26 protein-coding genes and 1 pseudogene are annotated in these 24762 nt (G+C 70.2%); 4 read left to right on the forward strand and 23 right to left on the reverse strand.

Going from position 1 to position 24762, the window contains the following annotated elements; genetic code table 11:
- Nucleotide 1: 1 nt before the first annotated feature.
- Nucleotides 2-703, forward strand: a complete 702-nt coding sequence (locus tag J7357_RS16575; RefSeq protein WP_209248172.1) for a DUF998 domain-containing protein — start codon at nt 2-4, stop codon at nt 701-703.
- On the forward strand, nt 700-1044 hold the full coding sequence (locus tag J7357_RS16580; protein WP_010342343.1) for a RidA family protein: 345 nt from the start codon (nt 700-702) through the stop codon (nt 1042-1044). Before J7357_RS16575 ends, J7357_RS16580 begins: the two co-directional genes overlap by 4 nt.
- A 214-nt stretch (nt 1045-1258) precedes the next feature.
- On the opposite strand, the gene J7357_RS16585 is transcribed toward J7357_RS16580, so the two are convergent.
- From J7357_RS16585 to J7357_RS16670, 18 genes and pseudogenes are all read right to left on the reverse strand, one after another.
- A complete protein-coding gene (locus tag J7357_RS16585; RefSeq protein ID WP_209248174.1) occupies nt 1259-2335 on the reverse strand; it encodes a cyclopropane-fatty-acyl-phospholipid synthase family protein in 1077 nt (358 codons plus the stop codon).
- A gap of 21 nt (nt 2336-2356) precedes the next feature.
- On the reverse strand, nt 2357-3139 hold the full coding sequence (locus J7357_RS16590) for a DUF1295 domain-containing protein (protein ID WP_209248175.1): 783 nt from the start codon (nt 3137-3139) through the stop codon (nt 2357-2359).
- Entirely contained in the window at nt 3136-3681 is a 546-nt protein-coding gene (locus J7357_RS16595) for a DUF2878 domain-containing protein (RefSeq protein ID WP_209248177.1), read from the reverse strand. Before J7357_RS16595 ends, J7357_RS16590 begins: the two co-directional genes overlap by 4 nt.
- Nucleotides 3678-4991: a cyclopropane-fatty-acyl-phospholipid synthase family protein gene (locus J7357_RS16600; RefSeq protein WP_244667610.1), complete on the reverse strand. Its 1314-nt coding sequence runs from the start codon at nt 4989-4991 to the stop codon at nt 3678-3680. The genes J7357_RS16595 and J7357_RS16600 overlap by 4 nt, the downstream gene beginning before the upstream one ends.
- A pseudogene (locus tag J7357_RS16605) lies at nt 4988-5767 on the reverse strand (DUF1365 domain-containing protein); the annotation flags it as partial. The pseudogene J7357_RS16605 and the gene J7357_RS16600, both read right to left, overlap by 4 nt.
- Nucleotides 5768-5853: 86 nt before the next feature.
- Complete coding sequence (locus J7357_RS16610) at nt 5854-7107, reverse strand: FAD-dependent oxidoreductase (protein ID WP_209248181.1); 1254 nt, start codon at nt 7105-7107, stop codon at nt 5854-5856.
- Nucleotides 7104-8081 (reverse strand): acyl-CoA desaturase, encoded by a 978-nt coding sequence (locus J7357_RS16615; RefSeq protein ID WP_209248183.1) that lies wholly within the window; start codon nt 8079-8081, stop codon nt 7104-7106. Before J7357_RS16615 ends, J7357_RS16610 begins: the two co-directional genes overlap by 4 nt.
- An 844-nt stretch (nt 8082-8925) precedes the next feature.
- Nucleotides 8926-9714, reverse strand: a complete 789-nt coding sequence (locus J7357_RS16620) for an anti-sigma factor (RefSeq protein ID WP_209248185.1) — start codon at nt 9712-9714, stop codon at nt 8926-8928.
- A complete protein-coding gene (locus tag J7357_RS16625; RefSeq protein ID WP_209248187.1) occupies nt 9711-10268 on the reverse strand; it encodes a sigma-70 family RNA polymerase sigma factor in 558 nt (185 codons plus the stop codon). The genes J7357_RS16620 and J7357_RS16625 overlap by 4 nt, the downstream gene beginning before the upstream one ends.
- Nucleotides 10269-10326: 58 nt before the next feature.
- Nucleotides 10327-10698, reverse strand: a complete 372-nt coding sequence (locus J7357_RS16630) for a hypothetical protein (protein ID WP_019801199.1) — start codon at nt 10696-10698, stop codon at nt 10327-10329.
- An 88-nt stretch (nt 10699-10786) separates the two neighbouring features.
- Nucleotides 10787-11575 (reverse strand): hypothetical protein, encoded by a 789-nt coding sequence (locus J7357_RS16635; protein ID WP_209248190.1) that lies wholly within the window; start codon nt 11573-11575, stop codon nt 10787-10789.
- 90 nt (nt 11576-11665) lie between these two features.
- Complete coding sequence (gene rnfB / locus J7357_RS16640; protein ID WP_209248192.1) at nt 11666-12076, reverse strand: Rnf electron transport complex subunit RnfB; 411 nt, start codon at nt 12074-12076, stop codon at nt 11666-11668.
- Nucleotides 12077-12183: 107 nt separating this feature from the next.
- Complete coding sequence (locus J7357_RS16645; protein ID WP_209248194.1) at nt 12184-12774, reverse strand: hypothetical protein; 591 nt, start codon at nt 12772-12774, stop codon at nt 12184-12186.
- Between the two features lie 4 nt (nt 12775-12778).
- Nucleotides 12779-13369, reverse strand: coding sequence for an HAD family hydrolase (locus J7357_RS16650; protein WP_209248196.1), 591 nt, complete (start codon nt 13367-13369; stop codon nt 12779-12781).
- A gap of 93 nt (nt 13370-13462) precedes the next feature.
- Nucleotides 13463-15526, reverse strand: coding sequence for a methionine--tRNA ligase (metG, locus tag J7357_RS16655; RefSeq protein ID WP_209248198.1), 2064 nt, complete (start codon nt 15524-15526; stop codon nt 13463-13465).
- Between the two features lie 367 nt (nt 15527-15893).
- Nucleotides 15894-16346: a DUF2147 domain-containing protein gene (locus J7357_RS16660; protein WP_010342365.1), complete on the reverse strand. Its 453-nt coding sequence runs from the start codon at nt 16344-16346 to the stop codon at nt 15894-15896.
- A 126-nt stretch (nt 16347-16472) separates the two neighbouring features.
- On the reverse strand, nt 16473-16862 hold the full coding sequence (locus J7357_RS16665) for a VOC family protein (protein ID WP_209248220.1): 390 nt from the start codon (nt 16860-16862) through the stop codon (nt 16473-16475).
- Between the two features lie 2 nt (nt 16863-16864).
- Entirely contained in the window at nt 16865-17206 is a 342-nt protein-coding gene (locus J7357_RS16670) for a VOC family protein (RefSeq protein ID WP_280515407.1), read from the reverse strand.
- A 138-nt stretch (nt 17207-17344) separates the two neighbouring features.
- On the opposite strand from J7357_RS16670, the gene mmuM reads away from it, so the two are divergent.
- A complete protein-coding gene (gene mmuM, locus J7357_RS16675; RefSeq protein ID WP_209248202.1) occupies nt 17345-18283 on the forward strand; it encodes a homocysteine S-methyltransferase in 939 nt (312 codons plus the stop codon).
- A gap of 414 nt (nt 18284-18697) precedes the next feature.
- Here the strand turns inward: mmuM and J7357_RS16680 are convergent, their stop codons facing one another.
- The 5 genes from J7357_RS16680 to trxA all read right to left on the reverse strand — a co-directional run bounded on the left by J7357_RS16680 (nt 18698) and on the right by trxA (nt 23931).
- A complete protein-coding gene (locus tag J7357_RS16680) occupies nt 18698-20572 on the reverse strand; it encodes a DUF885 family protein (RefSeq protein ID WP_209248204.1) in 1875 nt (624 codons plus the stop codon).
- Nucleotides 20573-20771: 199 nt separating this feature from the next.
- On the reverse strand, nt 20772-21554 hold the full coding sequence (locus tag J7357_RS16685) for a queuosine precursor transporter (protein WP_204243685.1): 783 nt from the start codon (nt 21552-21554) through the stop codon (nt 20772-20774).
- Nucleotides 21551-22228, reverse strand: coding sequence for a DUF502 domain-containing protein (locus tag J7357_RS16690; protein WP_209248206.1), 678 nt, complete (start codon nt 22226-22228; stop codon nt 21551-21553). Before J7357_RS16690 ends, J7357_RS16685 begins: the two co-directional genes overlap by 4 nt.
- 205 nt (nt 22229-22433) lie before the next feature.
- The gene (locus J7357_RS16695) at nt 22434-22883 is read right to left on the reverse strand and encodes a DUF4442 domain-containing protein (protein WP_209248208.1); all 450 of its coding nucleotides are present in this window, start codon (nt 22881-22883) and stop codon (nt 22434-22436) included.
- 187 nt (nt 22884-23070) lie between these two features.
- The gene (gene trxA, locus J7357_RS16700) at nt 23071-23931 is read right to left on the reverse strand and encodes a thioredoxin (protein ID WP_209248210.1); all 861 of its coding nucleotides are present in this window, start codon (nt 23929-23931) and stop codon (nt 23071-23073) included.
- A gap of 154 nt (nt 23932-24085) precedes the next feature.
- On the opposite strand from trxA, the gene J7357_RS16705 reads away from it, so the two are divergent.
- On the forward strand, nt 24086-24709 hold the full coding sequence (locus J7357_RS16705; RefSeq protein WP_209248212.1) for a DUF998 domain-containing protein: 624 nt from the start codon (nt 24086-24088) through the stop codon (nt 24707-24709).
- Nucleotides 24710-24762: the final 53 nt, after the last annotated feature.

The following is a 24762-nucleotide window of genomic DNA, read 5'->3' on the forward strand; positions in this document are numbered from 1 at the left end:
GATGCCGCTGTCCGCATCTCCTTTTCCCGCGCCGCCGCGCTGGACGCGCCTGGCTGGTGCCGTCGCGCTGCTGCTGGCGCTGCTGTTCCTCGGTGTGGCGTTGGCGCTTCAGATCCTGCGTGCCGATCTGCACTGGCATCAGGCCACGCTCAGCCAATACCTGCATGGGCCAGGCGGCCTGCTGTTGCGCACTGTCTACGTCCTGCTGGCGGCGGCTGTGATGGCCTTGGCAGCCGGCCTGTACGCGCAAGCGCCGCCACGCGCGCGCAGCGGCGCGCCGGTGCTGCTGTTCGGTGGCGCGGCGCTGGGGTTGTGCGGCGTCGCGATCGGCGACAGCTACCTGCCGCAGCGCGCACCGCTGCTGGCGCCGCTGGTGCACGGGCTCTCCGCGCAGACCGCGTTCCTGTGCGCGACCACCGCGATGCTGCTGCAAAGCGCGTGGCTGCGCGGGCAGGCGGCGTGGAAGGGCCGCGCCGGGCCGTTGCTGCTGCTGGCGGTGCTGGCGGTGCTGGCGTTCGCGGCCTTGTGGCTGCATGTGCTGTGGCGCGCGCCGCCGCGCGGCCTGACCCAGAAGCTGGCGATCGTGCTGATCCTGGCCTGGTTGTTGCCGGTGGCGTACCGCGTGTGGCGGCCGGTGCCTGCAGCCGCGGCGCAATCGCGCGACAATGGCGCGTTCTTCCCACTACAGGACAGCGCATCATGATCCAGCGTTTCGATACCGGCCCGCGCATGTCGGAAATGACCGTGCACAACGGCGTGGCCTACCTGGCCGGCCAGATCGCCGAGGACACCAGCGCCGACATCGCCGGCCAGACCCGCGAAGTGCTCGCCGCGATCGACCGGCTGCTGGCGCTCGCCGCCACCGACAAGAGCAGGATCCTGCGCGCGGAGATCTACATGACCGACCTGGCCGAGTTCGCCGAGATGAACAAGGTCTGGGAAGAATGGGTCAGCCCCGGCAACACCCCGGCGCGCGCCACCGTGCAGGCCAAGCTGGCCGACCCGGCCTGGAAGATCGAGATCGTCATTACCGCGGCGGCGTGAAAGCCGGGAATGGGGAGTCGGGAATGGGGAATGGGAAAGGCGGCAGTGTCGTCGCCTGGGCGACCGCGTGGATCAGTTGCTTTAGCCACGAGAGGCGTCGCCGGTAAGGCCCGTTCCCGCTGACCGCGAGTTCCTCGGGTTTCCCAGGTAATGCCGGGACTCGCGGGACGCCCATTCCCGTTTCCCCATTCTCCATTCCCGGCGCCCAAGCGCCTCAGCGCCGCACGAACCGGTAATGCGCCACGCCCCACTGCTGGCCCTGTTCATAGCCGAACAGTTCCGCGCAGGCCATCCAGAACATGCGCCAGCGTTGCCACCAGATCTTGGCGTCGGCGCCGTAGGTGGCTTGCAGCACCGGCATCAGCGCATCGCGATGGCGGTCCTGGTTGTGCAGCCAGGCGTTGGCGGTCTTCTCGTAGTGCTGGCCGGACAGCAGCCAGCGGCGTTCGATCGCCAAGTCGTCCTGGAACTGCAGCAGGGTGTCGGCCGCGGGCATCAGCCCGCCGGTGAAGAAGTGCCGGCCCATCCAGTTGTCCTCGCCCTGCACCTCGAACGGGTAGGCCAGGTCGCGATGGCAGAAGATGTGCACGAACAGCCGCCCGCCCGGCACCAGCCAGTGGCTGACGCGCTTGAGCAGTTCGCGGTAGTTGCGCATGTGCTCGAACATCTCGATCGAGACCACGCGGTCGTAGCTCTCGGTCGGCAGGGTCAGGGTGTTGGCGTCGTGGGTGATCACCTTGACGTTGTTCAGCCCGCGCGCGCGGCACTGCGCTTCGATGTGCTCGCGCTGCGGCCGCGAGTTGGACACCGCGGTGATGCGCGCGCCGGGAAACTGCTCGGCCATCCACAAGGTCAGCGAGCCCCAGCCGCAGCCCAGTTCGAGGATGCGCTGGCCATCGCGCAACTGCGCGCGCTCGCCGTACAGCTGCAGCATGCGTTCCTCGGCCGCATCGAGATCGGGCGTGGTCGCGTCCCAGTAGCAGCTGCTGTACTTCAGGCGCTTGCCCAGGCACAACTCGAAGAAACGCGGTGGCACTTCGTAGTGCTGGCGATTGGCCGCATCGGTCTCGATGGCGATGGCGCTCTCGCGCAGCGATTCGATCAGCAGGCGTTGGCGTTCCCAGGCCGCGTCGGCGCCGCCGGCGCGCTCCTCGCGCAGGCGCTGCGCGCACAGCCGGCGCATCGCCGCGCGCAGCATGGCGTCGGGCAGCAGGCCGGATTCGGCCAGGCGCGTGGCCAGCGGTTCGGCCGGCGCGGCGGGCGGGGAAGAGGTGGCGAAAGTGCTGGACATCGGCGGATCTCCTGGCGCGGCTCAGTGCCGCGGCGGCATGGGGAAGAAGGCGCTGGTGCTGCGCTGGTAGTCGGCGTAGTCGCGGCCGCGCGAGCGCAGGGCCTGCTGTTCGGTGTAGGGAATGCCGGTGACGCGGTACAGGAAGGCGAACATCAGCAGCGGCCCGAGTGCGGCCACGCCGACCCACAGCGCGCCGCTGCCCACCGCCAGGAACACGTAGGCGAACCAGTGCACGAATTCGAAGAAGTAGTTCGGATGCCGCGAATAGCGCCACAGGCCGCGGCGGCAGGTGTGGCCCTTGTTCGCCGGGTCGGCGCGGAACGCGGCCAGTTGCCGGTCGGCCAGGCTTTCCCCGCCGACCGCGACCAGCCAGGTCGCCACCGCCAGAGTGGTCCACACGCTCCACTGCGGCTGCGGATTGTGCGCGGCCACCGACAGCGGCACCGCGAACGCCAGCACCACCAGCGCCTGGCCGAGGAAGAACGCCAGGAACTTGCGCTGGTCGCCCTGCCAGTGCTCGCGCAGGGCGCGATAGCGGCCGTCCTCGTGCGCATCGCCGAACACGCGCACGCCCAGGTGCCAGGCTAGGCGTGCGCCCCACAGCCCGCCCAGCACGGCGGTGAGCACCCGCGGCAGCAGTGCGCCGTCGGCGCGCCAGGCGCAGTACACCGCGGTCAGCGCCATGCACGCCGACCACAGCACGTCGACCACGCCGGCATTGCGGGTGTGCCGCTGCCAGGCCCAGCCGGCGAGCATGACCAGCACGGTGAAGATGCCCACATGCAGCAGCGGCCAGGCGTTCATCGCACCGCTCCGGTGGCCGGCAGCGCCGGCGTGGCGACCATCAGGCGGCGCGTCGCCAGGCTCAGCAAGGTCAGCGCCGTGGCCCAGCCGACGGCCAGTGCCAGCAGCGCCTGCGGCAACGGCGCTACCAGCGTCACCGCCTGCCAGCCCCGCGCGGCCAGCACATAGCCCAGCGGGCCGGCGGTGGCGCCGAACAGCGCCGCGCGCCAGGGATGGCGCATGACCCACGCCAGCGAATGCTGGAAGGTCAGCGCGAAGCCGGCCCACAGCGCCAGGATCCACAGCGGCGGCCACGGTGATGGCGGCGCGGCGGCGTAGTGCACCCAGTCGCCGGCGCGCATGGCGGCATCGACACCGGCGCCCAACGGCAATGCCAAGGCCACCAGCGCCGCGTCGCCACGGGCGCGGCGGCGCGGCCACAGCTGGTACAGCGCGAACAGCGCCAATGCCGCCGGGCCGGCCCAGGCCAGCCCATGCGCGGCGCCGACCACCGCGGCCAGCCACAGCCCCTGCAGGGCCAGGTAGTTGACGAGGTTGCTCATGCGTCGCCCGCCAGCGCCGGGGCGAACTGCGCCGGCCGCGCGCGCGGCTTGCTCAGCCACAGGTGCACGTCGCCGATCGAGCGCTCCAGGAAGCCGCCTTCGCAGTAGGCCAGGTAGAACTCCCACATGCGGATGAAGCGTTCGTCGTAGCCGAGCGCGCGCACCTGCGGCAGCCTGGCCATGAAGCGCTCGCGCCAGGCGCGCAGGGTCAGCGCGTAGCTGGTGCCGATGTCTTCCAGGTTGAACAGGCGCAGGTCGCTGGCGCGGGCGATCGCGCCGGTCATCGCTGCCACTGAGGGAATGAAGCTGCCGGGGAAGATGTGGCGCTTGATGAAGTCCACCGACTTGAGCGCCTGCGCGTAGCGGTGATCCTCGATGGTGATGGCCTGGATCAGCGCCTGGCCGTCGTCCTTGAGCAGGCTGCCGACCTTGCCGAAGTAGGTGTCCAGGTACTGATGGCCGATCGCCTCGATCATCTCGATCGAGACCAGGCGGTCGTAGCGGCCATCCAGATCGCGGTAGTCGCGCAGCAACACCTCGACCCGGTCCGACAGCCCGGCGGCGGCGATGCGCTGCCGGGCCAGTTCGTACTGCTCGCGCGAGATGGTGGTGGTGGTGACGCGGCAGCCATGGTGCTTGGCCGCGTACAGCGCGAAGCCGCCCCAGCCGGTGCCGATCTCGACCAGATGATGATGCGGCTGCAGATCGAGCTTGGTGCAGATGCGCTGCAGCTTACGCTCGGCGGCGCGTTCCAGCGCCGCCTCGCCCAATGCGGCATCGGTATCGCGGAAGATCGCCGAGGAGTACATCAGGTTGCGATCCAGGAACAGCTCGAACAACGGGTTGCCCAGGTCGTAGTGCGCGGCGATGTTGCGGCGGCTGCCGGCGCGGGTGTTGCGCGCGAACGCGTGCAGGCCGCGCATCGCCAGGCCGCCGAGCCGGGCCAGGCCGGTCTCCATCGCGTCCAGGCGGTCGCGGTTGCGCACCAGCAGGCGCACCAGCGCAACCAGGTCGTCGCAGTCCCACAGCCCATCCATGTACGCCTCGCCGACGCCGACGCTGCCGTTGAGCGCGGCCTGGCGGTAGAAGCGCGGATCGTGGATGCGCAGATGCGCCTGCAGCGCGTCGGCATCGGCGCCGGCATCGCCCAGCGTGGTCAGCGTGCCGGCCTCCTCGATGCGCAACTGGCCCTCGCGCAGGCCATCGAGGGTGGCGAGCAGGCGCTTCCGCAGCAGGCGGTCGAGCCCGCGCAACGGCGGTGCGGCCGGGGCCAGCGCGGCGGCGGAAGAGGGCGCGTGCGGAGCGTTCATCGGCGTTCTCGCGGAAGGGAATGGTCGGGGTGATCGTGTACCGGATTGCCGCGCAGCCACAGCCGCAGCGCCTGCCAGTGGATCTTGGCCATGACCTGCAGGGTCATCGCCGGATAGCGCAGCAATGCCTGCGCCAGGCTGGCGCCGTCGAGGGCGCGGCGCTGCAGGACGAGGGTGGCGTCGAAGCGCCGCCGCACGGTTGCGGGCGCAGGATCGAGCACGTCCATGTGCACGCGCAGTTGCGCACCGGGTTCGCTGAAGCGCCAGGCGTAGGTGTGCGCCATCGCCATGAACGGCGACACGTGGAAGCGCTTGGCGAAGCGCCAGGCGTGGGTGGTGCCATGGCTGCGCGCCTCGGCCATCGGCAGCACATAAGCGTGGCGCTGCCGCCACGGCGTGTTGGTGATCTCGGCGACGATGCTGTGCAGGCGCTGCTGCGCGTCGTGGCAGTAGTAGAACGTGACCGGATTGAAGCAATGGCCGAAGTAGCGCAGGTGGGTGAGCATGCGCACCGGGCCGAGCGGGCGTTCGCCGGTGTGCTGCTGCACGCGGTCGCGTACCGCTTCGTCCAGCGGCTGTGCGGGGTCGCCGAGATAGTCGCTGCGGCGGAACTCGGCCAGGTTGCGCCGGTTCACCGACCACAGCCAGCGCCGCGCGAACACCTGCTCCAGTTCGTCCAGGTCCAGGTACAGCAGGAACAGCGGATAGCGGAACGCCAGCGCCTTGGGCGCGTAGCGGCGATGCCGCACCCAGCCGGTGTACACCGCGCTGTGCAGGCCGTGCAAGGTCGTGCCCGCCGCCGCCGACGTTGTCGAGACGGCGCCAGCCGGCGGGGCGGACACGGCAGCACGGCGCATCAGGGTCATGACCAGGGTACCCCCAGCGCGGCAGCCACGTCGACCGCGCTGCGCAGGCCGTCCTCGTGGAAGCCGAAGCCCCAGCCGGCGCCGGCGAACCAGGTGTTGCGCTGGCCCTGGATCTCGCCCTTGCGCGCCTGCGCCGCCACCGACGCCTGGGTCTGCAGCGGATGCCGGTAGCGCATGCGCCGCAACACCTTGGCCGGATCGATCGCATCGCTGCGGTTGAGGCTGACGATGAACGGCTGCGGCGCCTGCAACGACTGCAGTGCGTTCATCCAGTAGCTGACCGTGCACGGCGCGTCCGGATCGGCCGGCACGTGCGCGTTCCAGGCGGCCCAGGCGCGGCGGTCGCGCGGCAGCACGCGCGCGTCGGTGTGCAGCACGGTCTCGTTGTCCTGGTAGCCGATCGCGCCGAGGATCGCGGTTTCGGCCTCGCTGGGGTCGGTGAGCAGGTGCAGCGCGTCGTCGGCATGGCAGGCCAGCACCGCATGGTCGTATTGCTGGGTATCGGCATCGCAGGCGATGGCGACGCTGCCGTGCGCGGTGCGCTGTATCGCGCGCACCGGCGTGCCGAGCCGCTCGCGCACCCGCCAGCGGCTGCGCAGCGCGCGCACGTAGCTGTTGGAGCCGCCGCGCACCACCCGCCACTGCGGGCGGCCGCTGACCTGCAGCATGTGGTGATTGGCCATGAAGCCGATCAGCTGACGCATCGGGAAATCGAGGATCTGCCGCGATGGCGAGGACCACAGCGCCGAGGCCATCGGCACCAGGTGCGCGTCGCGGAACACCTGGGAGTAGCCGTGGCGCTGCAGGAATTCGCCGAGGGTGAGCTGCGCCAGGGAGGCGTCGTGCAATACCTGCGGCGCCTCGCGGTAGAACCGCCGCAGGTCCCGCAGCATGCGCCAGAAGCGCGGCGACAGCAGGTTGCGGCGCTGGCAGAACAGCCCGTCGAGCGTGCCGGCGTTGTACTCCAGTCCGGTGCGTTCCTCGTGCACCGAGAAGCTCATCGTGGTCGGCTGCGACTCGACTCCCAGCCGCGCGAACAGCGCGCTCAGCAGCGGGTAGTGCTCCGGATTGAACACGATGAAGCCGCTGTCCACCGCGTACTCCGCGCCATCCAGTTCGATCGCATGGGTGTGGGTATGGCCGCCGAGATAGTCGGCCGCCTCGTACAGCGTCACTTCGTGGCGCTGCGACAGCAGCCACGCCGCGCCGAGGCCGGCGATCCCCGAGCCCACCACCGCGATCCGGCTCATCGGGCACGCGCCTGTGCGCGCACCAGCCCGGCCGGCACCGGCTTGAGCTCGCGGATCACGCGGGTCCACGACAGCGCCTTCAGTCCGTACCAGGTCAGGTCCAGCTCCCACCAGCGGAAGCCCTGGCGCGCGGCGCCGGGGAAGAAATGGTGGTTGTTGTGCCAGCCTTCGCCGAAGGTCAGCAGCGCCAGCCACAGGTTGTTGCGGCTGTCGTCGCGGGTGTCGAAGCGGCGGCTGCCGAAGCGGTGCGCCAGCGAGTTGATGGTGAAAGTGGCATGGAACAGCGCCACGGTGGAGACGAAGAAGCCCCACACCAGCAACTGCGGGCCATCGGTGCCGAGCTGCGGCATGTGCCGCTGCAGCCACCCGCCGAGCAGGAACAGCGCCAGCGCCAGCAGCACCGGCAGCAGCAGGTCGAAGCGGTCGAGGAAGCGCAGTTCCGGGAAGCGGCGCAGGTCCGGGATCGCCTCCCAGTCGGTGCGGAAGCCGCGCGGGGTCAGGAACCAGCCGCTATGGCTCCACCAGAAGCCGTGCTGGCGCGGCGAATGCGGATCGGCCGGGGTGTCGGTGTGGCGATGATGGTTGCGGTGGTGCGCGGCCCACCACAGCGGCCCGCGCTGCACGCAGGTGGCGCCGATCGCGGCGAACAGGAACTGCACCGGGCGCGAGGTCTTGAACGCACGGTGGGCGAAATAGCGATGGTAGAAGCCGGTGAGCGCGAACATGCGCACCGCGTACATCGCCACCGCCATGCCGACGGCGAACCACGACACGCCGACCCAGAACACGCCCAGGCAGGCCAGGTGCAGGCCGATGTAGGGCGCGGCGCGCAGCCAGTCGATACGGTCGGCGCGCGCCGGGTCCAGCTCGATCTCGGCGCTGGTGTCAAACCAGCGGCGCAGGGTGCGCAGGATGCGGCCACGCGGCGCAGGCGGCGATGTGGAAGGGCGGGGTTCCGGAACGGGACTCGGCACAAGCGCGTCTCATTGGGGGACTTGGGAGCGATACGGGCGAAACCGGAAGACGGATGCACCCGCGTCGCATTTCCCCTGCACGGCTGCGGACGCGGCATGGCGGCCACGACGGCGAAGCGCAGGCGTCGCACGAATCGGAAGATCTGGCTGTCGTGCGGATGCGCGATGGCGGCGGCGATGTTGCCTGCGCACGAGTGGTGGGCGGGTGAATGCGCGCCGGGTTCTTGCAGAGTAGCGCGGCACGGACTGCCTGCGGCGCGCGCAAGACGCCTGGAACTGCCCCTCTCCCACCGGGAGAGGGGTTGGGGTGAGGGTGCGGGGCGAAGCGCCTCGCGGAATCAGGTCCACGAGGCTTCGCCCGTACCCTCATCCGCCCCTTCGGGGCACCTTCTCCCGACGGGAGAAGGAAATCCATGGTCCCGACGGGAGAAGGGGTTGTCTACGGCGCCAGTTGTAGTGTGCTAAGGCGTATTGCCCCTCTCCCACCGGGAGAGGGGTTGGGGTGAGGGTGCGGCGCGAAGCGCCTCGCGCATCCAACTTGCGCTACCGGACGCTCTACGAGGCTTCGCCCGTTCCCTCATCCGCCCCTTCGGGGCACCTTCTCCCGATGGGAGAAGGGAATCCATGGTCCCGGTGAGAGAAGGGTTGTCTACGGTGCGAGTTGCAGCGTGCTAAGGCGTATTGCCCCTCTCCCACCGGGAGAGGGGTTGGGGTGAGGGTGCGGCGCGAAGCGCCTCGCGGAATCAGGTCCACGAGGCTTCGCCCGTACCCTCATCCGCCCCTTCGGGACACCTTCTCCCGACGGGAGAAGGAAATCCATGGTCCCGATGGGAGAAGGGGTTGTCTACGGCGCCAGTTGCAGTGTGCTGATGCCGCCCTTGGCCACGACCGGGCCGGTGGCCACGCCGCCGGGCGCGCCGCCGGGCGGTTCCATGGTCACCGCCAGCACCGCGCCGTCGCTGAGCATGGGCATCAGCGCGTCGGGGATGCGCGCCACGCGCGCCTTGGCCTCATCGAACACGCCCATCGAGCGCGCCTTGCCGTCGGCCGGGATCAGCCACAGCTCGGGCACGCGCGCGCTGTCGTGGGTGCCGCCCAGCGGGGTGAGGGTGATGCTGCGCTTGTCGGCGTCCATCAGCGCCACGTAGCCGGGCTTGCCGTCGTCCTGCATCAGCGTGGAGGTCATCGCGATGCCGCTGGGCTTGGGCGTGGTGGTGGCGACCGGTGGCGGCTGCGCGGCCGGCGGCGGCACCGGCGCACGCGCCAGCAGCAGCGCCAGCAGGCAGGCGGTGGCGGTGGCGAAGCCGCCGGCGCTGAGCCAGCGCCAGGTCCGCACGCTGTCCCAGAACCCGGGCGCAGCGGGCCGCGCGCGCGGCGCCGGCGCATCCAGGCCCAGCGAGGCGCGGATGCGCACCCACACGCGCTCGGGCACCTCGGCTGGCGCGATCTCGTCGGCCAGCGGCATCAGGTGCTGCTGCCACTGCAGCACCGCCTCGGCGAATTCGGAGTCGCTGTCGATGCGCGCTTCGGCAGCGCGGCGCTCCTTTGCGTCGAGCACGCCGAGCACGTATTCGCCGGCCAGCACGTCGCGCGGCGGCGGGGTTTCCTGCGGATCGGGCACGGAGGCGTTCATCGTTCCAGGCACGCTTTCAGTTTGGCCAGGCCGCGGCGGATCCAGCTCTTGACCGTGCCCAGCGGCGTGCCGCTGCGGTGGGCCAGTTCCTCGTAGGTGATGCCCTCGAAGAACGCGGTGCGGATCAACTCGCCGCGCGGCGGCTCCAGCTCGCCCATGCACACGTCCAGGCGCCGTCCCGCCACCCGCCACTCGGTATCGGCGAGCGGATCGCGGCCTTCGTCCTGCAATTCGCCGGCGTCGTCCAGCGCCACCGACTGCCGCGCAGGGGCGCGTGCGCGCAGATGGTCGATGGCCTTGTTGCGGGCGATCATGGTCAGCCAGGTCAGGCCGCGCGCGCGCTGCGGGTCGAACTGCGCGGCCTTGCGCCAGACCGAGGAGAACACTTCCTGCAGCACGTCCTCGGCTTCGCCGCGCTGCGGCACGATGCGCAGGCACACGCCGAACAGGCGCGGCGAGGTGGTGCGGTACAGGCGTTCGAAGGCGGCGCTGTCGCCGGTGGCGGTGGCGACCAGCAATTGTCCTGCTTCGTCGTGATCGGGCGACTCGGTCATGCCGGGAGACGGTAGCGAAGGTCGGCGCGATGCTACAGGCTTTCGCCGCGGCCGTCGCTCAGGCGCGCTGGCGCCGCCACAGGATGAGTGCGGCGAGCAGCAGCACGATCTCGAACGCGGCCAGGCCGGTCGTGGTCGGGCCCACCGGCCACAGCCGCAGCAGGCTGGCGCTGCGGTAGAGCACGATGGGCACGTAGAACGCCAGCGCCAGGAGCAGGCCGGTGCGCAGTTGCCCGGTGCGGGCGAAATAGCCGAACAGGAACGCCATGCCCAATTGCAGGCCGCCGTAGATGACAAGGTATTCGGACTGGCCGGAACGGTCCAGGCCGACATAGCCCACCGCGGCGGCGGTCTGCGCCGGCAGCAGCGTGCACCAGACGGCCAGGAGCGCGTAGAGCGCGGCGTTGAACCACAGGTAGGCCTTGGCCATGAGGTGTCCTCGTCGATGCGCGGGCGATGCGCAGGCATGGTTGTAGCGGGTGTGGCGATGGCCGGCGTGAATGCGCTGGCGGCGCGGCTCAGCGCGCGCTGCATTGCGCGACCAACGGTTGCTGCAGCGCCTGCTCCCAGGCGCCGGCATCGGCCTGGCCGCGCAGGCGTTCGGGGAATTCGATGCGCACGGTCGGGTAGCGGCCGCGCGCGTCGCGGATGTTGCCGACGCCGCGGAACTCGAGCAGGCGCCGATCCTGGCGCGCATAGGCGACGCTGAGGTCGGGCAGCAGCGTGCCGTACCAGGCGGCCAGGCTCAGGGTGTAGCGCTGCACCTCGGCATCGGCCGGGCCGGGGGTGATGCGGAAGTCCAGCGTGCGCAGTTCGCTGGGCAGCACGAAGGCGATGCGCTGCGGCGCGCCGCTGCCCAGGCTGTCCCAGCGCTGGCGCAGGTAGGCGTCGAAACCGGCGTCGATCACCTGCGCCTGCTCGTGCTTGGGCAGTGGCGCACGCCGCTCGGCCTGGCCCTTGGCCTGGCTGAACATCTCGCGCCCGCCGCCGCTGCGGCGCACGCCCTCGCGGTAGCCGCTGCGCGCATCGACCAGCTCGAAATCCGGCGCGGCGCTGCCGTCGTCCACGCGCTTGCGTGCGAACGCGCTGCCATCGGCGCACTGGTACAGCACCACGCGCGCGCCATCGTCGCGGACCCAATGGCTTTCGCGGTACAGCACCTGCTTGCTGTCGGCGGCATAGGCGATGCCCTCGTAGTGCAGCATCGCCCTGGCCGGTGCCGCGGCGACGAGCGCGGCGGTACTCAGCACCAGCGCCAGCGGCAGGTGCGGTCGGGTGAACGGGAAGGCGGCGGTCGACGTCGGCATGCACGGCGCTCCGGTGGGATGACACCAGGACATACGCAGGCGGCGCCGATCCGGATGCGCCCGCGGTGGCGGCCGCGCTGCGCGGGCGTCTCAGCGCAGCACGATGCAGTCCACCGGGCAGGCCGGCAGGCACAGCGCGCAGCCGGTGCACAAGGGCGCCAGTACCGTGTGCATGTGCTTGGCGCCGCCGACGATGGCGTCCACCGGGCAGGCCTGGATGCACTTGGTGCAGCCGATGCAGTCGGCCTCGACCACCCACGCCACCTGCGGCGGCGTGTGCGTGCCGCGGCTGCGGTCGTAGGGCAGGGCGGGGACCCCGAGCACCCGCGCCAGGGCGCGCGCGCCGGCGTCGCCGCCGGGCGGGCAGCGGTCCACCTGCGCCGTGCCGGCGGCCATCGCCTGGGCATACGGACGACAGCCGTCGAACCCGCACTGGCCGCATTGGGTCTGCGGCAGCAGGCGATCGAGACGTTCGAGCAGGGCGTCGTGGGTGGGCGTCATGGCGGAGGCGGCGCGCGGCGGCGCACGGCGTGGAGCAGAGGCGAAAAGCGGAAACGCCGGCGTGGCGAGCCGGCACAGTGTAGCGCGGCGTCCGCTGCGGCCCGAGCCTAGCGCGCGCTGTAGGTATCGATCACGACCTGGACCGCGGTGCCCGGCGCCGGCGTGGCGGGCGCGTCCTGGGCACGGTCCAGCACGATCCGCACCGGCTGCCGCTGCACGCGCTGGACATGGTTGCCGGCCTGCGCGGCGCTGTCGAGCGCCGCGTCCGTGTCGGCGCCGATCGCCTGGACGTGGCCGACCCAGGCGCTCTCCGCATCGCCGGCCAGGCGCACCTGCGCGGTCTGGCCGACCCGGATCGCCGGCAGCACGTCCTCGCGGAACCGGGCGATCACCACGGTCGCGTCGTCCGTGGACGCATGCGTGGAGGCGGCGGCCGGCGCGCCGGGCCTGGCGCCACCGGCGCGCGACGCCGGCGTCGCCACCCAGGCGTCGTCGCTGCGCGCCGCGGGGTACATGCGCCACCCCCACACGCTGACGGCGAATCCGATGCCGAGCAGGACCGCCAGCGCCACGATCGACAAGGCGACGACCGCGCTGCGGTCGCGCGGTGGCGTGGCCTCGGCGTCGCTGCGTGGTGCGGAGGCGGCCGCGCGCTGCGCAGCGGACGGCAGGGGCGGCGGTGTCTGGCGCGGCGTCATCGGCTCAGGCGATCCGGCGCCCGCGGTACCAGCGCTCGTGCGCCAGCGCCAACATCGGCCGGTCCTCGCGGCTGTCGCCGTACGCGTAGATGCGCGGATAGGCGTTCAGGTCGTACTGCATGCGGACCAGGGCGGCCTTGCGCGGCCCGCAGTCGCCGTGGCGATAGCGGCCGGTCAGGCGCCCGTCCTGCACTTCCAGGCGATTGCAGATCAGGTGCAGCCCATGCTGCTTGCACCAGGGTTGCAGATACAGGTCCAGCGAACCGGACACCAGCGCCACCCTGTGCCCCTGCGCCTGGTGCCAGGCGATCCGCTGCATCATGTCCGGCCGCAGCAGCGGCGGCAGCGCCTCGTGCGCATAGCGCTCGGCTTCGCGGGCGATCTCGTCTGCGTCGCGTCCGGCGAACACCAGCCGGGTGACCCGCGTGCGCAATGCCGCCGCCGACACCAGCCCCAGCCGATAGCCGGCCAGCCAGGGCCCGACCGTCCAGCGCGCCTGCGCCTGTTGCGCCGGCGTGGCCACCCGCCGCAGGAACCCCGAATAGGTATCGGCGGTGGTGACCGTGTGGTCGAAGTCGAAAAGGGCCAAGTCCATGGGAATGGGGAATGGGGAAACGGGAATCGTAAAAGCGGGTCTGGCGGCGGCTGCAGCTCTGCGATTCCCGATTCCCGATTCTCCTTTCCCGGCTTACCGCACCGGCATGCCCGGCTGCGCGCCGCTGTCGGCGTCGAGCAGGGCCAGGGCGCCGCCGTCGAAGCCGGCCGACAGGATCATGCCTTCGCTGAGGCCGAAGCGCATCTTGCGCGGGGCGAGGTTGGCGATGAACACCACGTTGCGGCCGACCAGCTTTTCCGGCTCGCCATAGCTGCCGCGGATGCCGGAGAAGATCTGCCGCTTGCCCAGCTCGCCGGCGTCCAGTTCGAAGCGCAGCAGCTTGTCCGAGCCTTCGACGAATTCGCAGGCCATTACCTTGCCGATGCGCAGGTCGAGCTTGGCGAAATCGTCGATGCCGATGACGCCGGGAGTGGGGAGTGGGGATTGGGGATGCGTCACTGCCTTCGCCTCCTGCTTGGCGGCGGGGGCCGCGGCGGCCGGGGCGGGGGCGAGGGTGTCCTTGGAGGCGTCGGTCATGGCGTCGAGCAGCTTTGGGTCGATACGGGTGAACAGGGGGGCGTAGGGCTGGATGGCGTGTGCCAGCAGCGGGGCGTCGAGGTCGTCCCAGGCGGTGAGCGGGGACGACAGGAACGCCTCGGCCTCGGCACAGGTGCGCGGCAGCACCGGCTTGAGCGCGGCGGCCAGCACGCGGAACAGGTTCAGGCCCTGCGTGCACACGGCCTGCAGTTGCGCTTCGGCGCCGTCCTGCTTGGCCAGCACCCAGGGCTTGTGTTCGTCGATGTACTTGTTGGCCTCGTCGGCCAGGGCCATGGTCTGGCGGATCGCGCTGGCCGGGTCGTTGCGCTCGTAGGCCTCGCGGATCGGCGCCAGCGCGGCGACGAAGCGCGTGTACTGCGCCGCATCCGGCAGCGCGTCGGCGAGCGCGCCGCCGAAGCGCTTGTCGATGAAGCCGGCGCAGCGGCTGGCCAGGTTGACGAACTTGCCGACCAGGTCCGCGTTGACCCGCGCCACGAAGTCGCCCAGATTCAGGTCGAGGTCGTCGACGCCGCCGGAGGACTTGGCCGCGAAGTAGTAGCGCAGCGCTTCCGGCTCCAGGCCCACGTCCAGGTAGGTGCGGGCCATCACGAAGGTGCCGCGCGACTTGGACATCTTGGCGCCGTCGACGGTCAGGTAGCCGTTGACGTGCAGCCGGGTCGGCGCGCGGTGGCCGGTGCCGTGCAGTACCGCCGGCCAGAAAAGGCCGTGGAAGTTGACGATGTCCTTGCCGATGAAGTGGTGCAGTTCGGTGGCGGTGCCGGCGGCCAGGTGCGGCTCGAAGGCTTCGCCCAGGCTCGCGCACAGGGTCTGGAAGCTGCTCAGGTAGCCGATCGGCGCGTCCAGCCAAACGTAGAAGTACTTGCCCGGCTGGCCGGGGATCTGGAAGCCGAAGTAGGGCGCGTCGCGGGAAATGTCCCAGGCGCGCAGGCCGCCTTCGCTGTCCAGCCACTCCATCAGCTTGGCCTTGACCCCGGGCAGGGCGACGTCGCCGGCCAGCCAATCGCGCAGGAAGCCGTCGAAGCGGCCGACCTCGAAGAAGAAGTGCTCCGAATCGCGCAGTTCCGGCGTGGCGCCGGAGATCACCGACTTGGGCTCCTTCAGCTCGGTCGGCGCATACGTGGCGCCGCAGACCTCGCAGTTGTCGCCGTACTGGTCGGCGCTGCCGCAGTTCGGGCAGATGCCCTTGATGTAGCGGTCGGGCAGGAACATGCCCTTGGCCGGGTCGTAGAACTGCGCCACCGAGCGCCGCGCGATGTGGCCGCCGGCGTCGAGCTTGGCGTAGAACGCCTCGGTCAGGGCGCGATTGGCGTCCGAGTTGGTCGAGTCGTAATGGTCGAAGGCCACGCCGAACGCGGCGAAATCGCGCTCGTGGCTGGCCTGGATGGCGGCGATGAAGTCTTCCGGGGTGACCCCGGCCTTCTCCGCGGCCAGCATGATCGGCGTGCCATGGGTGTCGTCGGCGCACACGAACCAGGTGCGGTCGCCGCGCAACCGCCGCGCGCGCACCCAGATGTCGGCCTGGATGTAGCCGACCAGATGCCCCAGATGCAGCGGTCCGTTGGCATAGGGCAGGGCGGTGGTGACGAGGGCGGTGGTCATGGCGGCCGGCGTTTCTGGGGGCCGGGGATTATTGCATGGAGCGGGGAATGGGGAATTGGGAATGGGGAATCGCAAGAGCGGTGGCCTGCGAACTGATTGGCAACGAAAAAGGCGCCTTTGCAGGCGCCTTGTCGGAGTTGGGCGGCATCAGGTCAGCGGATGCCGCTTTTTACGATTCCCGATTCTCCACTCCCGATTCGCGGGAATGGGGAGTCGGGAATGGGGAATCGCAAGAGCGGTGGCCTGCGAACTGATTGGCAACGAAAAAGGCGCCTTTGCAGGCGCCTTGTCGGAGTGGGGTGGTCTCAGGCCGGCAGATGCCGCTTTTTACGATTCCCGATTCTCCACTCCCGATTTCCGGCTTCCGTCACTCCCTGATCCAGGTCTGCGTCCGCCCCAACGCCTCGATGCCGATGTAGCCGCGCATCTGCAGCTTCTTGCCGCCGTCGGTGAGGGTGATCTTGGCCTTGTAGGTCTTGCCCTTGGCCGGGTCCAGTACCGAGCCGCCGTCCCACACCGCGGTGCCGTCGGGCTTGAGGCCCCACAGGATGGTCATGCCCTTGATCGGCTTGCCCTTGCGCTCGCCGTCGCACTTGTCGCACATCGGGTTGGGGCCGTGGTTGGATTGCAGGATCTCCACCACCTTGCCGCTCAGCGTGCCGTTGCCGGCCTGTTCGATCTGCACGATCGACTTGGGCTTGCCGGTTTCGTCGTCGATGGTCTGCCAGCGGCCGACCGGCGAGGTGTCGGCGGCGTGCGCCATGAATGCCGCCGCGCTCAGCGGCAGGGCCAGCATCAGGGTCTTGAAGCTCGTGCGCATGTTCCCCTCCCGAGGGATGTCCGGTGCGGCCGGCGCGATGCCGGCCTGATCCGACTGTATACCCAAGCGTATGGTGCTGGGAATCTGCACTGCGTCATGCGGTTCAGCGTGGGCGGCGGTGGGCGTTCAGCCGTTTTCGTACAGTTCCAGCGGCAGGTCGTCGGGATCGGCGAAGAAGGTGAAACGGCGGCCGGTGTATTCGTCGACGCGGATCGGTTCGACCGCCACGCCGTGCGCCTGCAGGTGCGCGACGGCGGCGTCCAGGTCGCGCACGCGCAGCGCCAGGTGGCGCAGGCCGCAGGCTTCCGGGCGGCTGGGTCGCGGCGGTGGGGTCGGGAACGAGAACAGTTCGAGCTGGCTGCCGTCGGGCAGGGCCAGGTCCAGCTTCCAGGAGTCGCGCGCATCGCGGTAGACCTCGGCGATCACCGGCAGGCCCAGGACGCGGCAATAGAAATCCTTCGAGCGCGCGTAGTCGGAGGCGATGATCGCCACGTGGTGCAGGCCGTCGAGGGTCAGGCTCATCGGCACAGCGCCTGTCCGAATTGCAGCAGATGGCCGTCCGGATCGCGGATCGCGAATTCGCGCATGCCGTAAGCAAAGTCTTGCAACGGATAGACGATACGCGCGTGCGGCTGCAGCCGCTGCCACCAGGTATCGACCTGGTCGGTGCGGAAGTACAGCGAGCAGGCGACATCGGAGACGGTTGCCTCGTCCTCCGACAGTCGCGTGGCCAGCATCAGCGCCAGTGGGCCGTGCCGCAGCGACACCCAGCCCGTCGCCACCGTGCCGCTGTCGAGGCGAAACGCCAGCGTTTTGGTGTAGAACGCCAATGCCGCGGTCAGGTCGGCACAGCGCAGCATTGGGGTCAAAGAAGTGAAGGTCACGGGTTGACCCGGCGCGAGCGAGGGAAGCGATCCATCTGCGGAGCATAGCGCAGCGTCGCGACCGTGCCGCCGCCGTCTGCGACACTGCGCATTCCGTCGCTGCGAGGCTAAGCCATGCCGCACAACCCGCTCGCCGCGCTGCTGGCCGATGACCGTTGCCTGGTGCTCGATGGCGCGCTGGCCACCGAACTGGAACGGCGCGGCTGCGATCTGCGCGATCCGCTGTGGTCGGCGAAGATCCTGCTGGAACAGCCGGACCTGATCCGCCAGGTGCACCGCGACTATTTCGCCGCCGGTGCGCAGTGTGCGATCACCGCCAGCTACCAGGCCACGCCGCAGGGGTTTGCCGCACGCGGGATCGACCTCGCGCAAGCACAGCGCTTGATCGCGCGCAGCGTCGAACTTGCGCAACAGGCGCGGCAGGCGCATCTCGCGCGGCATCCGCAGGCGGGGCCGTTGCTGGTTGCCGGCTCGGTCGGTCCGTATGGCGCCTTCCTGGCCGACGGGTCCGAGTACCGTGGCGACTACGCCTTGCCGCAGGCGGCATTGCGTGACTTCCACCGCCCGCGCATCGCCGCGCTGGTGGAGGCGGGTGTGGACCTGCTGGCGTGCGAGACGCAGCCGTCACTGGTGGAAATGGTGGCCTTGCTGGAGGTGCTGGAGGCATTCCCGCAGATCGTCGCCTGGTTCACCTGCACGCTGCGCGATGCGACGCATCTCAGCGACGGCACGCCGTTGCGTGAGGTGGTGGCATTGCTCGACGGCCATCCGCAGGTGGTCGCGCTCGGCGTCAACTGCGTTGCCCCGTCGCTGGCCACCGCGGCGTTGCGCCACTTGGCGACACTGACCCGCGTGCCGCTGGTGGTGTATCCGAATGCCGGCGAGCGCTACGACGCCGACCGCAAATGCTGGCAGGCCGACAGTGCCGATGCCGGCACCCTTGCCGACCACCTCGCCGACTGGCGTGCGGCCGGCGCCCGCCTGATCGGCGGCTGCTGTCGCACCACGCCGCAGGACATCGCGCAGCTGGCGCTGCGTCTGGCATCGTCGTAGCGAGGAGGTGGGTCGCCTTGCACGCGACCGTACGCCGTCTTGGCCGGTGGGGGCGCAGCTGATGTCGGCGGCCTCCTGCTGTTGTGGGAGGGACTTCAGTCCCGACGCGTTGCAGTGAAGGGCGTCGGGACTGAAGTCCCTCCCACAATGGGTTCGTTTGCGTCCGATGCCTTGATGGAACCGGCGCGCTATCCGCACCGAGTGGGATGGGCGCAGCGGGAAGGCGATGGCGCAGCCGCCGATGCGGCCTTTCGTAGGAGCGGCTCTTGTCCCCTTTTCGGGGATCAGCCGCGACCGGGCTTCACCAGGAATGCCCCGTCGCGGCTGATCCCCGAAAAGGGGACAAGAGCCGCTCCTACAAAAACCCCCGCGACGCATCAGGCCGCTTGCCCCGCGCGCGAAGCGGCGCCCCGCTTACCCCTTCTTGCTCGCCACCCAACGCTCGATCTTCTCCTGCAGCACGTTCAGCGGCACCGAGCCGTCCTTCAGCACTTCGGCGTGGAACTCGCGGATGTCGAACTTGTCGCCGAGTTGCGTGCGGGCGTAGTCGCGCAACTGCAGGATCTTCATCTCGCCGATCTTGTAGGACAGCGCCTGGCCGGGGATGGCCATGTAGCGCTCGGCCTCGGCTTCGGCGTCGGTGCGGCTGGTGGCCGAGTTCTGCAGCATGTAGTCGATCACCTGCTCGCGGGTCCAGCCCTTGCTGTGCAGGCCGGTATCCACCACCAGGCGGATCGCGCGCCACAGCTCGTTCTGCAGATAGCCGAAATAGTTGTACGGGTCCTGGTACAGGCCCAGGTCCTTGCCCAGCGATTCGGCGTACAGGCCCCAGCCTTCGATGAAGGCGGTCTCGCCGCCGAAGCGGCGGAACTTGGGCAGGTTGGTCAGCTCCTGCTGCAGGCCGAGCTGGAAGTGGTGGCCGGGAATGGCTTCGTGCAGGTACAGGTCTTCCGCATCCCAGGTCTTGCGGCTGGGCAGGTCGTAGGTGTTGACGTAGAAGATGCCTGGGCGGCCGTCCTCGCTGGGGCGCATGTACGAGCCGCTGGCCGCCGACTGCGCGCGGTACGGTTCCACCGGGCGGATCTCGAACGCGGCCTTGGGCTTGAGCGAGAACATGCGCGGCACCGCCGCGTCGACACGGCCCTCCAGGCCGCGGTAGTAGCTCAGCAGCTCGTCCTCGCTCCTGAAGCTGAAGCGCTTGTCGGTCTGCATGAACTTGAAGAACTTCTGCATCGAGCCGCGGAAGCGCACCTGCTTCATCACCGCCTGGATCTGGCCCTGGATGCGCGCCACCTCGTCCAGGCCGATCTGGTGGATCTGGGCGGGGGTCAGGTCGGTGGTGGTGCTCTGGCGCACGTTCCAGGCGTACCACGCATCGCCGCCGGGCAGGGCGCCGACGCCGGCGGTGCTGCGCGTGGCCGGCAGGTACTCGGTGGCGATGAAGCCGCGCAGCGAGCGGTAGGCGGGCATGATGCGGTACTCGATCATGCGCTTGTATTCGGCGGTGATGCGCTGCTTCTCGGCCTCGGGGATGTCGGCGGGCAGGTTGCGCACCGGGCCCCAGAACAGGCTTTCCTCGGCGGTGGGCTTGATGATCGCATCCAGCTGCGGCAGCACCTTCTCCATCAGCGCGCGCGGCTGCACCACGCCGGCCTTCATGCCCTCGCGCATGTTGGCGATGGCCTGGTCGAACAGCGCCGGGATGCCGAGCGCGCGCCGCGACCAGTTGTCGTAGTCCTTGACCGTGTGGAACGGCTGCGCGCCGGTGCCGGAGCCGAGCATCACCATGATGCTGCCGACGTTGTAGAACTGGTTCACCGGCTGCATCCAGCTCGGGTACTTCTCCGCCTCCAGCGCGTTGCGCGCGTCGCCGACGAAGATTTCGTAGCTGAGCAGGTCCTGCCCGGTCAGGCCGTCCTTGCCGATCGCCTCGGCCTTGCCCAGCCACTCCACGGTGAAGTCGTGCGACTGCTGGCGGAACGCGGCCGAGAGGAAGTTCGGCAACTGGTCGTTGTAGCGGCTGTCGCCCTGGAAGGTGGCCTGCAGCGGGTTGAGCTTGAGCGAGGCTTCCCAGTAGTCGTCGTACAGCTTGTTCAACTGCTGTGCCTTGGTCAGCACCACCGGGGCCGGCGCTGGCCGCGCCTTGCGGGCCTTGCTCGCCTTGGCGCGGGTCTGCGCGGTGGTCTGCTTGGTGGTCTTCTTCTTGGCCGCGTCCGCCGGGGCCGCCAGCGACAGGCTCAGGGCGGTGGCGATGGCGAGGGACAGCAGGCGGGAAAAGCGGGGCGGCATTGCGGGCTCCAACGACAAGCGAGCGGGGAGCTTGCCCGATCCGCTCCGCCGAGGCCACCCATGGCCGCTGCCCGCGGGCGCCCGCCGGCCTGTCGCGGGCGGGCGCCGTGGCGCGACGGGCCAGGCGGCAGCGGCCTCTGCGGCGCTGCACGATGGCCGCGCGCGAGGGCGCGCGGGGCGCTCGCGCGTGTGCCGGCGTTCAGTCGGCGGCGGCTTCCTCGCGCAGTTGCTCGGCGCGCTCGGGGGTCAGATAGTCGGTGATCAGGCGCCGCATCAGGTACAGCAACGGGATCAGCAGCACCGCCAGCAGCATCTTGCAGATGTAGTTCAGCGTGCTCACCGCCAGGAACAACTGCATCGACCAGTGCTGCGGGCCGAGCACGAAGGCGATGTAGATCACCACGAAGCTGTCGATCAGCTGCGAGACCGCGGTGGAGCCGGTGGCGCGCAGCCACACGTGCTTCTCGCCGGTCACGCTGCGGATGCGGTGGAACACCGCCACGTCGATCAGCTGGCCGGCCATGAACGCGACCAGCGAGCCGGCGATGGTCCACATGCCCTGGCCGAACACCGCGGCGAACGCGGCCTGGTAGTCGGGCACGCCCTGGTTCTGCGCGGCGGTGACCCAGAACCCGGCCGGGGCCAGCGCGATCGCAGCGAAGGCGAACAGGAAGCCGTAGCCGATCAGCGCCACCGCCAACCAGGAGATGAAGCGCACGCCGCGGCGGCCGAAGAACTCGTTGATGGTGTCGGTGAGGATGAACACCAGCGGCCACAGCAGGGTGCCGGCGGTGAAGTTCATCGAGCCGGTCTGCCCGAACAGGTTCCAGTTGAGCGGGGCGATGCCCAGGGTGTCTTCCAGGGCGAAGATCTTGACCCCGATGAACTCGGCCAGCGCGGCGTTGACGCAGAAGAACGCCGCCAGGGCGATGAACAGACGGACCGCGCGATCGTCGAGCGTGCCGCGGCGCATCGGCGTCAGCGGTCCACGGTCCGGGTGAACGGCACGCTCTCCGGGGCCACCGCGCCGCCGGAGATGATGAAGCTCATGGCCTGGTCCACGCTCCAGTCGGTGGGCGTGAGCAGTTCCACCGGCACGATCTCCAGGTAGCCGGAGGTCGGGTTGGGCGTGGTCGGCACGTACACCGCGGCCAGCTCGCGGCCGGTGCCGTGTTCCTTGATGACCCGCGTGACCAGACCCACCGACTTCATGTCCCGGTGCGGGAAGTCGATCAGCACCACGCGCTGGGTGCTGCCGGGCTGGGTCTGCAGGATGTCCACCAGCTTGCGCACGCTGTCGTAGACCACGCTGGCCAGCGGGATGCGGCGCATCACCGCCTCGAACCAGCGCAGCAGGCGCTGGCCGATCACGCGCCTGCTGAGGAAGCCGACCAGCAGGATCACCGCCAGGGTGGCGATCAGGGCGATGGTGTTCTGTACCCACTGCGCGGTGGCCCAGCCCAACTCGCGCGGGAACGAGGCGGCGATGCGCACCGACAGCGGCACCACCCAGGGGCTGCTGATGCCCGAGAGCAGCACGAACACGAACTTGACCACGACCCAGGTCAGCCAGATCGGCAACAGGGTCAGCAGGCCGGTGAAGAACAGCCGTTGCAGGGACGGGCGGGGAACGGGGGCGGCGAGATCGGGCGACATCCGCGTAGTGTAGCGGCGCCTGATGGCCGTTGGTGCGGCGCGGCATGGTCTCGCGGCGCGGCTGTGCAGCTGCGATTGGGCCGGAGCATGCGCACGCCACCCGAATCGTCGCGCCGCGCGCGGAAGGTGAGGTCGCATCAGCTCGCGGTGTGTACGTGTTTGCGCAGAGACAGGGCCGGTCTTGGCGAAACCGCGGGTCGACCGGCTATCGCGCCGGCTTGCGCTTGACGTACAGCTGCTTGCGCGTCCTCGCCACCACCTCGCCCTGGGCGTCGACCACGTCGGTCTCGAACCAGCGCAGGTGCTTGTCGCCGCCGGCGGTGGCGGCACGCAGCTCGTCCAGCAGCGCCTGGTCCAGGTCGAACCGCGCGCTGACCGTGCCGCGGCCCGGCCGCACGAACTCGATGCTGCCGGCCTTGTCCCAGACGTAGTAGTCGCGCCCCAGGTTCTGCATGGTCAGCAGCATCCAGAACGGGTCGGTCATGGCGAACAGGCTGCCGCCGAAATGGGTGCCGACGTAGTTGCGGTTCCAGGGGCGCATGCGCAGTTCGACCCGCGCATGGCGGTAGTCGGCGCTCAGCGCGGTCACGTGGATGCCGGCGAACAGGAACGGCGGCCACAGGTTCAGGCCCAGGCGGAACAGCGATGGCTTCATCGTGCGGGAAGGGCTGGAACAGAGAACGCGAGCCTACCAGACGCATGCGTATGGTGCATCGGTGGGGCGCCTGTTGCGCGCCCTGGCGCGTCTGACACGTCGGCAGCAGCGGCCAGTCCGCATGACCAACCGCCGCCGACGGCGTCGGCGGTGCACGCGGCCCGCCGACGCCCGTGCCGCGGCCGCCTCAGAACAGCAGGGCGGACATCTTGCGGCGGTACTGCCCCACCAGGTCCTCGTCCTCGATCACCCGGAACGCATCGATCAGCGCCTTCTTCGGCAGGCCGTCCTCGAACGTGCGGTCCTGGCGCAGCATCTCCAGGAACTGCTCCAGCGCGGCCGCGTCGTCGCCGCCGACCAGGTGGCGGACGCCCAGCAGGTAGCGCGCCTTCAAATCACTCGGATCCTGCGCCAGCGTGGCCTGCAGCGCTTCCAGCGGCGGCGCGGCCTGCAGCGCGCCGACGAAGCCCAGCCGCGCCCGTGCCCGCACCGCGCGCTCGTCGGTGGCCAGGTTGGCCGGCAGCGCATCGATCAGCGTCTCTGCCTCGGCGGCGGCGCCGACCTTGACCAGGGCCAGGGCCAGATCCAGCTTCAACTCATCCTTGTCCGGCTCGGCCTCCACCGCCTCGCGCAGGCGCTGTACCTCGGCCTGCGGATCCAGCGGCGCGGCCGGCACGTCCTCGGCCGGCTCCTGCGCCGCCAGCGGCACGATACCGTGCTGGGTCAGGAACTCGCGCAACTGGCCCTCGGGCAGGGCGCCGGGGAAGCCATCGACCAACTGTCCGCCCTTGACCAGGAACACCGTCGGCACCGAGCGGATCTGGAACGCCGCCGCGATCTGCTGCTCCTGGTCCACGTCGACCTTGGCCAGGACGAAGCCGCCGTTGTACTCGGCCGCCAGTTTTTCCAGGATCGGGCTCAGGGTCTTGCACGGGCCGCACCAGGGCGCCCAGAAGTCCACCAGTACCGGCGTCTGCAGCGAGCGCTGCAATACATCGGCTTCGAAGGTCTCGGTCTTGGCGTCGAAAACGTGGGGCGTGTCGGACATGGGCGGCGTCATCGCAGTCGAGAAGACGCTCTGTATGGAGGCGCGGCGGCGCCGATGCAAGGGCGGCGGCGTCGCGCCACGGATGCCGGCCGCGGCCGCAGCGGCGACAATGCCGGGTTTCGGGCGCCATGGCGGCGCGAAAGGACGGTAACGGATGGGCGAGGTGAGCGAACGGGTGCTGCGCTGGATCGGGCCGCTGCTGGCGGTGGCGGCGGTGGCGGCGATGCTGGGCTTCGGCGCGGTGCTGCCCGGCTATCTGCCGTGGTCGCATCCCTTGGCCCTGCTCGGTGCGCGCGGCATCCCGCATGCCTGGGCGTTCAACCTGCTGGCATTCGTGTTGCCCGGGGCCCTGGCGCTGGCGCTGGCGCTGCGGCTGCTGCGCCGCGCCGGCCGCCAGGCGCCCTGGTCGGTGCGGGTCGGTGGGCAGTTGCTGCTGTTGGCCGGCCTGGCCTTCGCCGGCATGGGCCTGCTGCCGCTGGACCCGACCGACCTGGAGGCGCGCGCGACCCAGTTGCATGCCAGCGCCTGGTTGCTGTGGGTGGTGGCGCTGGTCGCGGCCGCGGCCCTGCTGGGGCTGGGCGCGCGCCGCGATCCCGCCGCGCGCGGCTGGGCCGCGCTGGCGCTGGCGATGGCGCTACTGGTGGCGCTGGGCGCGTTCGCGCTGGACCGGCTGCTGTCGCCGGCGCTGGCGCAGCGGCTGGTGTTCCTGCTGTGGTGGGGCTGGCTGGCACTGCTGGCGTGCTGGCCCGGCCCCCGGGCGGTCGCGCGCCGCGGCTGACCCTGCCGGGCTTGCGCAGTTGGCCGGCGCGGCGGGCGCTGCCGTGGCCGGGG

This window comes from Xanthomonas sp. D-109 (assembly GCF_017746095.1).
Lineage (GTDB): Bacteria > Pseudomonadota > Gammaproteobacteria > Xanthomonadales > Xanthomonadaceae > Xanthomonas_A > Xanthomonas_A sacchari.